Origin of the sequence: Arthrobacter sp. zg-Y919, from assembly GCF_030142045.1 — a bacterium.
Classification (GTDB): Bacteria; Actinomycetota; Actinomycetes; order Actinomycetales; family Micrococcaceae; genus Arthrobacter_B.
The window spans coordinates 1,902,611-1,915,071 of the sequence record NZ_CP126242.1 but is presented as its reverse complement, the minus strand read 5'-3'; the positions used below and the strand labels follow the sequence as shown (position 1 = coordinate 1,915,071).

General features: G+C 65.3%; 11 protein-coding genes. 10 read left to right on the top strand and 1 reads right to left on the bottom strand.

The window, feature by feature from the left end; genetic code table 11:
* Positions 1-235 precede the first annotated feature (235 nt).
* The 9 genes from ftsZ (at position 236) to dnaE (ending at position 10,174) form a co-directional block, all read left to right on the top strand.
* Complete coding sequence (gene ftsZ, locus QNO10_RS09050) at positions 236-1,432, top strand: cell division protein FtsZ (RefSeq protein ID WP_229947558.1); 1,197 nt, start codon at positions 236-238, stop codon at positions 1,430-1,432.
* A 55-nt stretch (positions 1,433-1,487) separates the two neighbouring features.
* On the top strand, positions 1,488-2,207 hold the full coding sequence (locus QNO10_RS09045; protein WP_331460326.1) for a purine nucleoside phosphorylase YfiH/LACC1 family protein: 720 nt from the start codon (positions 1,488-1,490) through the stop codon (positions 2,205-2,207).
* A 76-nt stretch (positions 2,208-2,283) separates the two neighbouring features.
* Complete coding sequence (locus QNO10_RS09040) at positions 2,284-3,030, top strand: YggS family pyridoxal phosphate-dependent enzyme (RefSeq protein ID WP_229947559.1); 747 nt, start codon at positions 2,284-2,286, stop codon at positions 3,028-3,030.
* Between the two features lie 95 nt (positions 3,031-3,125).
* Positions 3,126-3,656 carry a cell division protein SepF gene (locus QNO10_RS09035; protein WP_229947561.1) on the top strand — a complete coding sequence of 177 codons (531 nt, stop codon included), beginning with the start codon at positions 3,126-3,128 and terminating at the stop codon, positions 3,654-3,656.
* A 64-nt stretch (positions 3,657-3,720) separates the two neighbouring features.
* A complete protein-coding gene (locus QNO10_RS09030; RefSeq protein WP_227922585.1) occupies positions 3,721-4,011 on the top strand; it encodes a YggT family protein in 291 nt (96 codons plus the stop codon).
* Between the two features lie 156 nt (positions 4,012-4,167).
* Positions 4,168-4,824, top strand: coding sequence for a DivIVA domain-containing protein (locus tag QNO10_RS09025; protein WP_229947564.1), 657 nt, complete (start codon positions 4,168-4,170; stop codon positions 4,822-4,824).
* 219 nt (positions 4,825-5,043) lie between these two features.
* Entirely contained in the window at positions 5,044-5,631 is a 588-nt protein-coding gene (gene lspA, locus QNO10_RS09020; RefSeq protein ID WP_229947565.1) for a signal peptidase II, read from the top strand.
* The gene (locus tag QNO10_RS09015) at positions 5,628-6,563 is read left to right on the top strand and encodes an RluA family pseudouridine synthase (RefSeq protein WP_229947567.1); all 936 of its coding nucleotides are present in this window, start codon (positions 5,628-5,630) and stop codon (positions 6,561-6,563) included. Before lspA ends, QNO10_RS09015 begins: the two co-directional genes overlap by 4 nt.
* A gap of 71 nt (positions 6,564-6,634) precedes the next feature.
* Positions 6,635-10,174, top strand: coding sequence for a DNA polymerase III subunit alpha (gene dnaE, locus QNO10_RS09010; protein WP_283995873.1), 3,540 nt, complete (start codon positions 6,635-6,637; stop codon positions 10,172-10,174).
* Between the two features lie 12 nt (positions 10,175-10,186).
* Here dnaE and QNO10_RS09005 read toward each other — a convergent pair whose 3' ends face one another.
* Entirely contained in the window at positions 10,187-11,689 is a 1,503-nt protein-coding gene (locus QNO10_RS09005; RefSeq protein ID WP_229947568.1) for a YhgE/Pip domain-containing protein, read from the bottom strand.
* Between the two features lie 122 nt (positions 11,690-11,811).
* Here QNO10_RS09005 and QNO10_RS09000 point away from each other — a divergent pair, with 122 nt between their 5' ends.
* Positions 11,812-12,450 (top strand): TetR/AcrR family transcriptional regulator, encoded by a 639-nt coding sequence (locus tag QNO10_RS09000; RefSeq protein ID WP_229947570.1) that lies wholly within the window; start codon positions 11,812-11,814, stop codon positions 12,448-12,450.
* Positions 12,451-12,461: the final 11 nt, after the last annotated feature.

The window sequence follows — 12,461 nt, the reverse complement described above, 5'->3', positions numbered from 1 at the left end:
ACTATAACCCTCAAGTTGAGGGTTAGGGTTTTGTCGGTTCAAGGTTTTCGGCCTGGCCTCCAGCGGGAATCTCCGGGATTCCGCTGGAAACCGCGGGGGTGTCGGCGGCCGGGAACCGGTTGAAGGCAGACCGGTTCGCAGGACACACGCAGCTGCAGAACGCAGGCAGTTGCAGCAGAAACAAGCAGTTGCAGAAAACATCAAGTTGCACAGATTCGAACAAGGGACACAGGACGTGGCAGCACCGCAGAATTACTTGGCCGTCATCAAGGTCGTCGGCATCGGCGGCGGTGGCGTGAACGCCGTAAACCGGATGATCGATGTAGGCCTCCGCGGCGTGGAGTTCATCGCCATCAACACGGATGCGCAGGCTCTGCTCATGAGCGACGCCGACGTCAAGCTTGACGTCGGACGCGAGCTCACCCGCGGACTGGGCGCCGGCGCTGATCCCGAGGTGGGCCGCAAGGCCGCCGAGGACCACGCCGAAGAAATCGAGGAAGTCCTCCGCGGCGCCGACATGGTCTTCGTGACCGCCGGCGAAGGTGGCGGAACGGGTACCGGCGGCGCTCCCGTCGTCGCCCGGATTGCCCGCTCCCTGGGTGCCCTCACCATCGGCGTCGTCACCCGCCCCTTCACCTTCGAAGGCCGCCGGCGCTCAAACCAGGCCGAGTCGGGCATCGATACGCTGCGCGACGAAGTCGACACGCTTATCGTCATCCCGAATGACCGCCTGCTTTCCATCAGCGACCGCAATGTGTCGATGCTGGATGCCTTCCGCTCCGCGGACCAGGTCCTGCTCTCCGGTGTCCAGGGCATCACCGACCTCATCACCACCCCGGGTCTGATCAACCTTGACTTCGCGGACGTCAAGTCCGTGATGCAGGGTGCCGGTTCGGCGCTCATGGGTATCGGTTCGGCACGCGGCGAGGACCGTGCGGTCAAGGCTGCAGAACTGGCAATAGCCTCACCTCTGCTCGAAGCCTCGATCGACGGCGCACACGGCGTGCTGCTCTCCATCCAGGGCGGCTCCGACCTCGGCCTGTTCGAGATCAACGAGGCCGCACGCCTGGTCCAGGAAGTGGCCCACCCCGAAGCCAACATCATCTTCGGCGCCGTCATTGACGATGCCCTGGGCGACGAAGCACGCGTCACGGTCATCGCAGCGGGCTTCGACCAGGTGGATGTCACCTCGCAGCCGGTCTCGCACAAGCCCGCAGAGCCGGCCACCCCGCCGTCCTCCGCACCGGCCGCAGGCGGCTTCGCAGCTGCTGCTCCGGCGTCCGCAGGCCTGTCGGCCTGGTCGCAGCGGTCGCACCAGCACAGTGACGTCCCCGCCGATGCAGGCTTTGACATCGATCTTCCGGCAGTGGTGGAGTCCGATCTTTCCACCGGCCGCCCGGATGACCTGGACGTGCCGGACTTCCTGAAGTAGGACGCCGGATAGGCAGAACAGCAGAGCAAGACCAGCAGAGTAAGAACAGCTGAGCATGACAGAGGGGTTGTCCCGGATGTTTTGGTGGCACCGGCAGGTTGGCGACAACCTGTGGGTGGGCTTCACCAACACATCTGCGGGCAACCTCGCTTTGCATGTGGGGGATGATCCGCAGGCTGTCCTGCGCCGCCGGGCAGAGCTTGAGTCGGTGATGGGCGTCCAGGCCGGTTCCCTGCGCTTCATGAACCAGGTCCACTCAGCGGTCATCGCCGAGCCAGGCACGGCCGGCACGGCGCCCACCGCGGACGGGTTGATCAGTGTGGACGGCAGTGCGCCCCTGGCGGTGATGGTCGCAGACTGTGTGCCGGTCCTTTTGGCCGGTATCCGTCCGGATGGAAACCCGGTGACTGCGGCGGTGCATGCCGGCCGCCGCGGCCTGCTGGACAACATCCTGCCTGCGGCGGTCGAGCGGATCGAGGCTGCGGGCGGCGCCGGTATCCGCGCCTGGATAGGCCCCTGTGTCTGTGGAGAGTGCTACGAGGTTCCGGCAGCCATGCAGTCGGAAGCTGCAGCCCTGCTGCCGTCGACGGCGGCAACCACCCGCAGCGGTACCCCCGCCCTGGACCTTCCGGCCGGGGCGGAGGCGCAGCTGGCCGGCCTTGGCGTGGCCGTGGAACGGATAGCCGGCTGCACGCTGGAGAATGAGCAGCTGTTTTCCCACCGGAGGGACCCGTCCACCGGGCGGCTCGCCGGCGTGGTCTGGCAGCGTCCGTGATCCCGGCCGCAGAGCGGAATGATGGAGCTGCAGCGTGGAGCGGCAGGATCGAGCCGGCAGGGATAATGGAATAACCATGACTCCAACAACTCCCTCCCGGGCGGAAGAGCTGCGGGACCGGCTGCAGCACGTCCGCAGCCGCATTGCTTCCGCCGCACGGCAATCAGCCGAGCCGCACCTGATAGTGGTCACCAAGTACTTTCCAGCGTCCGACGTCGAGATCCTGGCCCGGCTCGGCGTGCGGGATGTCGGTGAGAACAAGGACCAGGAAGCCGCGGCGAAAGCGGCCGCCCTGGCGCAGCTGGACCTGAACTGGCACTTTATTGGCCAGCTGCAGTCCAATAAGGCCAAGTCCGTGGTCCGCTATGCCGCCGCCGTGCACTCGGTGGACCGCGCCTCCCTGATCGGCGCACTCGGCAAGGCGATGGCCGCGGAGCAGCGGCGCCGGGAAGACGACGGCGCCGCCCCCCGCGCGGACCTCTCGTGCTTCCTCCAGGTGGACCTGCGCCCCGAGGCTGCACGGGCAGCAGATCCCGGGCGCGGGGGAGCCGACCCCGGGGACCTGCCCCGGCTGGCCGAGGCCGTAGCCGCCACAAACGGACTGGTGCTCACCGGCCTGATGGCCGTGGCGCCGCTCGGCGCAGACGCCGGGGAAGCCTTCGGCCGGCTGCAGCAGCTCTCGGCGCAGCTGCAGCGCCAATACCCGGATGCCCGGAGCATTTCGGCCGGCATGAGTTCGGACCTGGAAGCCGCGGTCGCCCACGGAGCGACACACCTGAGAATCGGGTCCGATGTTCTGGGCGCGCGCCCGCCGGTACGGTAGCGTCGAAGTACAAACACCACACAGCCGCCGCGCAGCACCGTGCAGTATCAGTACAGTAATGGGCAGCTAGGCGTTGAAGGATTAGAGGAGCAACCATGGCTGGCGCAATGCGCAGGACAATGATTTACCTTGGGCTCGCCGATGGTGACGAGCACTACGAGTCCGAACAGCGGCAGCTGCGGGAAGCTCCTGCCCGGGAGGAAGATTATGCTCCCATCCATGAGCCCGACGAGGAGGCACCGGAGGCTGTTCCCGCCCCCGTCGTCCGCAATGCAGTGGAGGAGTACCGCGCACCCGTGACACCCATCAAGCGCGCACCGTCGTCCCGTGAGGACGTGTCCGGCCTGCGTCAGATCACCACCGTCCACCCCCGTTCCTACAATGACGCCAAGCTCATCGGTGAAAGCTTCCGTGACGGCATCCCCGTCATCATGAACGTCACCGACATGGGGGAGGCGGATGCCAAGCGGCTCGTCGACTTCTCCGCGGGCCTTGTCTTCGGCCTGCGCGGTAGCATTGAGCGTGTGACCAACAAGGTCTTCCTGCTGTCGCCTTCCTATGTTGAAGTCCTGGGCGACGACAAGAAGATCAGCGAATCGCAAGCCACTTTCTTTAACCAGAGCTAACCCAAGGCCCGTATCAACGGGCCGCGGGAGCTGCCGACCGACTTCCGGAAATGAAACCCTGCGCGTGAATATCATTCTTCCACTGGTGTATTTGGTGCTGGTGCTTTTCCAGCTCGCACTCATCCTGCGGATCGTGTACGACGCCGTGCAGATGTTTGCCCGGCAGTGGCGGCCCAAGGGACCGGCCCTCGTGCTCGCCACAGGCGTGTACGGTGTCACCGACCCCCCGGTGCGGTTGTTCAGGCGCATCATCCCGCCGCTGCGGCTTGGCGGCGTGGCGCTGGACCTGGCCTTCCTCGTGCTGTTTATCCTCGTATCGATACTCACGCAGATTGTCGTCGGCGTCGCGCGCTAGCAGTCAGGCGCCGCTGGGGTCCGGTTAGTTTTCGGAACCCAAACGATATAGTGTGAAAGCGAATACAACCCCACATTTTGTATGTCCGTATTTCTCTACGTAGAACCGCCTGCTTGACTCGCAGGCGAATCTTATAATCCAGTATGAGGTGACCAGATGGCTCTGACGCCAGAAGATGTTGTCAACAAGCGGTTCCAGCCGACCAAATTCCGGGAAGGCTATGACCAGGACGAAGTCGATGACTTCCTCGACGAGATCGTGGTGGAACTGCGCCGGCTGAACTCCGAAAACGAAGACCTCCGCCGCCAGCTGGCTGACGCCGCGGCCGGCGGGTCCTCCTCCAACTCGGTCCCCGCCCCGGTGGCAGCTGCCCCGAAGACCGAGCAGGTCCGCGAGGAGCCGAAGCCGGAGCCGAAGGTCGAAGCTCCGCGCGTCGAAGAGCGTCCGGCGCCGGTCGAGCACAAGCCGGAGCCCCTCGCAGCTTCCAACGGCAACAGCACTGAGAGCGCAGCCGGCATCCTGGCCATGGCCCAGAAGATGCACGATGACTACGTTGGTGCCGGCGTTGAGCAGCGCGACAAGATCATTGCGGAAGCACAGATCGAAGCCAGCGGCCTCGTCAGCGACGCCCAGGAGAAGAGCCGCAAGATCCTCAGCACCCTGGAGCAGCAGAAGGCTGTCCTGGAGCGCAAGGTTGAGCAGCTCCGCGGATTCGAGCGCGACTACCGTTCACGCCTGAAGGCTTACATCGAAGGCCAGCTGCGTGACCTGGATGCACGCGGTTCTGTCGCTTCGGAGACCGCAGACGCGTAATTGCGCCGATGGTCCTGGACCTGAACTACTGGATTGGCACTAACAGAGTCGTCAAGTAGGAAAAAGCAGAAGCAGAGTAGAAGTAAAGTAGGGATAAGGTAGCAATACCGTATAACTCACCAAGGGCCGGTGGCCGGGTAACCCCGGCCGCCGGCCCTTGGTTTTTGTTCCATCTTGCCTGCACGATGAATCGGGCAGGCACCAGATCACGAAAGCACCATGACCACTTCCTCACCGCAGACACCGGGCAGCGCCGGCGCCGAGCGCGGCCGCGCCCGGAGGAGCACCTCCGCGTACACCATGCTCGCGCTGGCGGTTGCCGCCGTCGTCGCCGACCAGCTCACCAAGATGTGGGTTGTCCGCACCATGACCGAGGGGCAGGTGACCGACGTCCTGCCGCCCGTTCTGCGCTGGCACTTCATCCGCAATCCCGGGGCTGCGTTTTCCATCGGCACCGACTACACCTGGGTCTTCACGATCATCATGGTGCTGGTTGCCGGGTTCCTGGTCTATCTGATGTTCCGCCTGCGGTCCCTCGCCTGGGCCACCGCCCTGGGCCTGGTGCTCGGCGGTGCCCTCGGCAACCTAACCGACCGGCTCTTCCGCGAACCGTCCTTCGGGCAGGGCCACGTAGTGGACTTCATCGCCTTCCCGAACTTCGCCATCTTCAACATCGCCGATTCCTGCGTAGTCAGCGGCGTCATCCTGGTCTGCCTGCTGACCCTGCGCGGCATCGGTATGGACGGCGTACGCACGCCGTCCACACGCACAGAAGTGAAGCAGCACGATGGAGGGGAAGCACGATGAATGAACTGCATGCCGTGTTCGCGGTCCCCGAAGAAGCAGACGGCAAGCGTGCCGATGCCGTTCTCGCCGGGCTGCTGGACGTTTCCCGTAACACCGCCGCCACCTGGTGCGCCGACGGTTACTTCAGTTCCGGCGGCCGGGTGCTGTCCAAGTCCGACAAACTGCATGCCGGACAGGAAATCACCGCGGACGTGCCGGAGCAGCGCGACCCGCTGGCCGTCGTCGTCGAGCCTGTCGACGACCTGCTGATCCTGGCGGACGATGAACACTTCGTGGTTATCGACAAGCCCGTCGGGGTAGCTGCGCATCCCTCACCCGGATGGGTTGGTCCCACAGTGGTCGGCGCGCTGGCCGCTGCCGGTTACCGGATCTCCACTTCCGGCGCCCCTGAGCGCCAGGGCATTGTCCACCGGCTCGACGTCGGCACGTCCGGAGTCATGGTGGTTGCCAAGACCGAGCATGCCTACACGCTGCTGAAGCAGGCGTTCAAGGAACGCACCGTCGACAAGATGTACCACGCAGTGGTCCAGGGACTGCCCGATCCGCTGAAGGGCACTATTGACGCCCCGATCGGCCGGCACCCGGGCTACGACTGGCGGTTTGCCGTCGTCGAGGGCGGCCGTCCATCGGTGACCCACTACGAGGTGCTGGAGGCCTTCGGGAAGGCTTCGCTGGTGGAAGTGCACCTGGAGACGGGACGCACACACCAGATCCGCGTCCACTTCTCGGCCCTGCGGCACCCCTGTGCGGGAGACCTCACCTACGGTGCCGACGCGAAGCTGGCGGCCGAGCTGGGGCTCACCCGCCAGTGGCTGCACGCCCGGAAACTGGGCTTCACCCACCCCGCCACGGGGGAATATGTCGAGTTCGTCAGCGAGTACCCGCAGGACCTGCAGTACGCCGTCGACGCTCTGCGCAGCGGCGAGGTCTAGGCCCTTCCAGGGGGACCGCACCCGGCGCGGCGGCGTCCGACACGCCGCGCCCGGGGGCCTAGAATGTACTGGTGGCTTCAGCAACTAGTACGTCGAAATCGTTTGTCCATCTTCACAACCACACCGAATATTCGATGCTCGACGGGGCTGCCCGGCTGACGGATCTGTTCAGCCACGCCGACGAGCTGGGCATGAATGCCCTGGCAACCACCGACCACGGTTTTGTGTTCGGCGCCTTCGACTTCTGGAACAAGGCCCGCGGCGCCGGCATCAAGCCGATCATCGGCGTGGAGGCCTACCTCACCCCGGGTACCGCCCGCGCGGACAAGACGCGTGTGAAGTGGGGCGACGGCGGCCGCAACGACGTGTCCGGTGCCGGCGCCTACACCCACATGACCATGTGGGCCGAGAGCACCGAGGGGATGCACAACCTCTTCCGGATGTCCTCCCTGGCCTCGCTCGAAGGCTACCTCTACAAGCCGCGCATGGACCGGGACCTCCTGCAGACCTACGGCAAGGGCCTGATTGCCACCACCGGCTGCCCCTCCGGCGAAGTCCAGACCAAGCTGCGCCTGGGACTGTACCGGGAGGCCGTCCAGGCGGCATCGGACTTCCGCGACATCTTTGGCAAGGAAAACTTCTTCTGCGAGCTGATGGACCACGGGCTGGACATCGAGCGGAACGTGCAGGCGGACCTGATCAAGCTGGCCCGCGAGCTGCAGCTGCCACTGGTGGCCACCAACGACCTGCACTACACCCACGCCGAAGACGCCTCCGCGCATGCGGCGCTGCTGTGCGTGCAGTCCGGCTCCTCGCTGGCCGACCCCAAACGGTTCAAGTTCGACGCCGACGAGTTCTACCTCAAGTCCCCGGACGAAATGCGGGCCATCTTCCGCGACCACCCGGACGCCTGCGACAACACCCTGCTCATCGCCGAGCGCTGCGACGTCGAGTTCAACACCAAGGCCAACTACATGCCGCGCTTTCCGACTCCGGAGGGTGAGAACGAGGAGTCCTGGTTCGTCAAGGAGGTCGAAGCGGGCCTGCAGCGCCGCTACCCGGGCGGCATCTCCGACGACGTGCGCAAGCGTGCCAACTATGAGGTCGGCATTATCGTCCAGATGGGCTTTCCCGGCTACTTCCTGGTGGTGGCCGACTTCATCAACTGGGCGAAGAAGAACGGCATCCGGGTCGGCCCGGGCCGTGGCTCCGGTGCCGGCTCAATGGCTGCCTACGCGATGGGCATCACGGACCTGGACCCGCTGCAGCACGGCCTGATCTTCGAGCGCTTCCTGAACCCGGACCGCGTGTCCATGCCTGACTTCGACGTCGACTTCGATGATCGGCGCCGCTCCGAAGTGATCCACTACGTGACAGAGAAGTACGGCGACGAGCGCGTTGCCATGATCGTCACCTACGGCACCATCAAGGCCAAGCAGGCCCTGAAGGACTCCTCCCGCGTGATGGGGTACCCCTTCTCGGTCGGAGAACGCCTGACCAAGGCGATGCCGCCGGACGTGATGGGCAAAGGCCTGTCCCTGGCCGACGTGCACAACAAGGAAGCCAAGCGCTACGGGGAGGCCGAGGAGCTGCGCGAACTGCTGCGCACCGACCCGGATTCCCAGCGTGTGTTCGAGACCGCTCTGGGGCTTGAAGGCCTGAAGCGCCAGTGGGGCGTGCACGCCGCCGGCGTGATCATGTCCTCCGATCCGCTGATCGACATCATCCCGATCATGCGCCGCGAGCAGGACGGCCAGGTCATCACGCAGTTCGATTACCCCACCTGCGAAGGCCTGGGGCTGATCAAGATGGACTTCCTCGGCCTGCGGAACCTGACGATCGTCTCCGACGCGGTGGAGAACATCAAGAACAACCGCGGCGAGGACCTGGTCCTGGAAGACCTGCCGCTGGATTTGAAGGAAGCCTACGACCTCCTTGCCAGCGGTGACACGCTGGGCGTCTTCCAGCTCGACGGCGGGCCTATGCGGTCGCTGCTCAAGAGCATGCGTCCGGATAACTTTGAAGACATCTCCGCTGTCATCGCCCTGTACCGGCCGGGTCCCATGGGTGCGAACTCGCACACGAACTACGCCCTGCGCAAGACCGGCCAGCAGGAAATCACCCCGATCCACCCGGAGCTCGAGGAACCGCTCGCGGAAATCCTGAACACCACCTACGGCCTGATTGTCTATCAGGAGCAGGTGATGGCCATCGCCCAGAAGGTGGCGGGGTTCAGCCTGGGCCAGGCAGATATCCTCCGCCGTGCCATGGGCAAGAAGAAGAAATCGGAGCTGGATAAGCAGTACGCCGGTTTCCACCAGGGCATGGTGGACCGCGGCTACTCCGAAGCGGCCATCAAGGCGCTCTGGGACATCCTGCTGCCCTTCTCCGACTACGCCTTCAACAAGGCGCACTCCGCGGCCTACGGCGTCGTCTCCTACTGGACCGCCTACCTGAAGGCCCAGTATCCGGCCGAATACATGGCGGCCCTGCTCACCTCCGTGGGTGATGACAAGGACAAGCTCGCCCTGTACCTGAATGAATGCCGCAAGATGGGCATTACGGTGCTGCCGCCGGACGTGAACGAGTCCTCGGTGAACTTCACCCCTGTGGGCAAGGACATCCGCTTCGGCATGGGCGCTATCCGCAACGTCGGCACCAACGTGGTGCAGGCGATGGTGGCGGCCCGGGAAGAGAAGGGTGCCTACACCAACTTCAAGGACTTCCTGATGAAGGTTCCGGCGGTGGTGTGCAACAAGCGCACCATCGAGTCCCTGATCAAGGCCGGCGCCTTCGACTCGATGGGCCATGCCCGCCGCCCGCTGGCAATGATCCACGAAGAAGCCATCGACTCCGTGGTGGTGCTCAAGCGCAACGAGGCTGTGGGCCAGTTCGACCTGTTCGCCGCCATTTCCGACCAGGAGCCGGAGGACTCGATCAGTATCGACATCCCGGACCTGCCGGAGTGGGAGAAGAAGGACAAGCTCTCCTTCGAGCGGGACATGCTTGGCCTGTATGTCTCGGACCATCCGCTGCAGGGCCTGGAAGGCATCCTCAGCCAGCACGCGGACTCGTCGATCACCAACATCGTGGGGGAGGACGGCCCGGCCGACGGCGCCATCGTCACCATTGCGGGCATGATCACCTCGCTGCAGCGCAGGATTGCCAAGAACAGCGGCAACGCGTATGCACGCTGTGAAATCGAGGACCTGGCAGGCTCCATGGAGGTCATGTTCTTCGGCCAGGTCTACGGACCGATTGCCGCGGTACTGGCCGAGGACCTGATCGTGGTGGTCCGCGGCCGGCTGCAGCGCCGGGACGACGGCGCCGTGACGCTGAACGCGCAGGAACTCACCGTTCCCGACCTCAGCGAGGGCCATTCCGGTCCGGTGGTCATCTCCATGGCCACCTACAAGGCGACCGAAACCGTGGTGACCCAGCTGGGTGACGTGCTCCGGACACATCCGGGCACCTCCGAGGTGCAGATCCGGCTCAACGGATCCCGCACGGTGGAAGTGATGAAGCTGGGCGTGGATATGCGGGTCAACCCCACTCCGTCCCTGTTCGGCGACCTGAAGGTGCTGCTGGGGCCGGCCTGCCTGGACGTGTAGGGCGGGGCCCGGTCAGGCCGCTGCCACGCCGGTTGCCTTGGCCCCGCGGCGGCCAAAGAACCGGTCATAGGCGGCGCCCGTCAGGATGCCGACAAGCAGCGAGACCACCAGGATGACGGTCAGGGCCAGCACATCGGCGCCCAGCCCGGTATTGGTCCCCGACCCGAAGTACAGGACGCTGCGGACGGCTGTGGCTATGTGGTGCAGGGGTTCCCAGGGGGCGATCGCCCGGAAGAATCCGGGCAGGGCCTCGACCGGCACCACTGCCCCGGACGAGGGCAGGCCCATAAGCACCAGGTAGATCATGGAAACCAGCAGGCCCGCATTGCCAAAGAGGGTCAGCAGGGTAAACACCGCCGCCGAAACAGCAGACATGGCCAGCCAGCTGACCAGGAACAGCGTGCCCCCGTTGGGCAGGGGAACATCGGCCGCGGAGGCCACCCACATCACCACGCCTGCCGCGGGTGCCGCCGCAGTAACAAAGATTCCCCACTTGACCAGCATGGTCATCCAGCGGGAGGGTGTGGTGCGCCGGGCCTGGAGGAACTGCGGCCCTATTTCCAGGGGTGTGATCCCCAGCCGCCCGTCGACCAGGAGATTAACGCCAATGGAACCGGTCAGCCCCAGGACCAGGAGCAGGATGGCGTAGTAGAACGAGCCCATTCCCAGGGCCGTGCCTTCTTCCACCTGGTGATAGGTGGCCGAGGTGATGTGCACCGGATCCTGCAGCAGCAGGGTGGAGGAAGCACTGACCGTGGGGGCCAGCTTGTCCGCCAGCTGGGCCGGTGTCCCGGCCTGCTGCTGGGTGAGCTGCCGCGCAAAGGCCTCGGTGGCCGGGCCTGCCTGGGTGGCAGCTTCCAGCGTCCGGCGGGCCTGGTCATCCTGGGATGCGGCCAGTTGCTGCTCCACCAGGGCCCGCGCCTGGACTTCGGCATCCTCCGCGGCGCTGCTGAGCTGTTCCCCCAGGGAGGTGCTGGCTTCCTTCAACCCGGGTTCGATGATGCCGGCCGCCAGGCGTGCGGCCAGTGCACCGGCCTTCGGGTCGGTGTAGACGGTGATGTCGGGGCGGGCGGTTGGCTCCACGGTCAGCGCTCCGGAGACCAGTCCTGCGGCGTCCGCGGAGAACGTCTCGGGGATGACCACGGCAGCGTACACCTCGCCGTTCTCGAGCTGCTCCCGGGCGTCCGCCCAGGAGAGGATCCGCAGGTCCAGCGTGTCCCCTTCCGCAGCCCGGTCAGCAAAGCCGTCCACGATCTCCCGGCCCAGATTCTGCGGAGCGTTTTCGGCGGCAGGGTCCGTGCCGGCGTCCTCGTTAACCACGGCAACCGGGAAGTCCTTCAGGTGTGCCGTCGGATTGGCGAGCCCACCCATATAGAGTCCGGTCCCGATGGCCGCCAGGAGGACAACCACCAGGATGGGAAGCAGCCAGAACATGGGGGACCGGTACGGGGAGACCGGGGGCCCGCCCTCCGGGCGGGCGGCGTGGCGGGGACGCGTTGGTGTGGAGGTGGACATGCGGGCAGATCCTCTAACGGACGACTTGGATACACTAACGACTTGGATACACTCGTGTATTGACTTCCATGACGATACACCCATGTATCGTGAGGAGATGCACTGCCGGAGAGAGGACCACCATGGGGCCCGTTGAAGCCGAACCCGCCAAAAGGTCGAGGACGGCGACGAGAAGCCGCCTGCTGGCCACTTCGGCTGCGGTCTTTGCGGAGCGGGGCCTTGAGGGTGCCAGCGTCGAGGAGCTGTGCGCCGCGGCGGGCTTCACCAGGGGTGCTTTTTACAGCAACTTCGCCTCGAAAACGGAACTGGCGCTGGCTATGTACGAAGACCACGCCCGGCAGTTGGCTGAACGGCTCAACCGGCAGCTGGACCACTGGCTTCGCCCCGGTGGGCTGGAACCCACAGCCGTCATCGAGCACACCCTCGAAGGCATGGCGGATTTTACGTCCGACACCGTGTGGCATGCCGTGCGGCTGGAGCTCCTGCTGGCCGCCCGGAGGTCTGAGCGCGTGCGCACCGTGGTCGCCGACCAGCGGGCTGTCCTGTCGGAGGCTGTGACCGCTGCCCTGATCCGGGTCGCCGAGGCGCAGGACACGGAATTTACGGTCGATGTCTCGGAACTGGCCCGGTCACTGCTGGCGCTTTACGACGGGCGGCTGAACGAGCAGATTGCCGGAGGCGACGCGCAACCGGCCCAGTTGAACCTCGCAGCCATCGCGTGGCAGAACTTCACCCGTCCCAGGCCTCATTCGCAGCCGTAACGCGGGTACTC

What these genes read in the sequence shown, in the direction of transcription:
- QNO10_RS09045 (WP_331460326.1), top strand. Translation starts at nt 1,488, where the DNA reads ATGACAGAGGGGTTGTCCCGGATGTTTTGGTGGCACCGGCAGGTTGGC.
- QNO10_RS09040 (WP_229947559.1), top strand. Translation starts at nt 2,284, where the DNA reads ATGACTCCAACAACTCCCTCCCGGGCGGAAGAGCTGCGGGACCGGCTG.
- QNO10_RS09035 (WP_229947561.1), top strand. Translation starts at nt 3,126, where the DNA reads ATGGCTGGCGCAATGCGCAGGACAATGATTTACCTTGGGCTCGCCGAT.
- QNO10_RS09025 (WP_229947564.1), top strand. Translation starts at nt 4,168, where the DNA reads ATGGCTCTGACGCCAGAAGATGTTGTCAACAAGCGGTTCCAGCCGACC.
- lspA (WP_229947565.1), top strand. Translation starts at nt 5,044, where the DNA reads ATGACCACTTCCTCACCGCAGACACCGGGCAGCGCCGGCGCCGAGCGC.
- QNO10_RS09015 (WP_229947567.1), top strand. Translation starts at nt 5,628, where the DNA reads ATGAATGAACTGCATGCCGTGTTCGCGGTCCCCGAAGAAGCAGACGGC.
- QNO10_RS09005 (WP_229947568.1), bottom strand. Translation starts at nt 11,689, where the DNA reads ATGTCCACCTCCACACCAACGCGTCCCCGCCACGCCGCCCGCCCGGAG.
- QNO10_RS09000 (WP_229947570.1), top strand. Translation starts at nt 11,812, where the DNA reads ATGGGGCCCGTTGAAGCCGAACCCGCCAAAAGGTCGAGGACGGCGACG.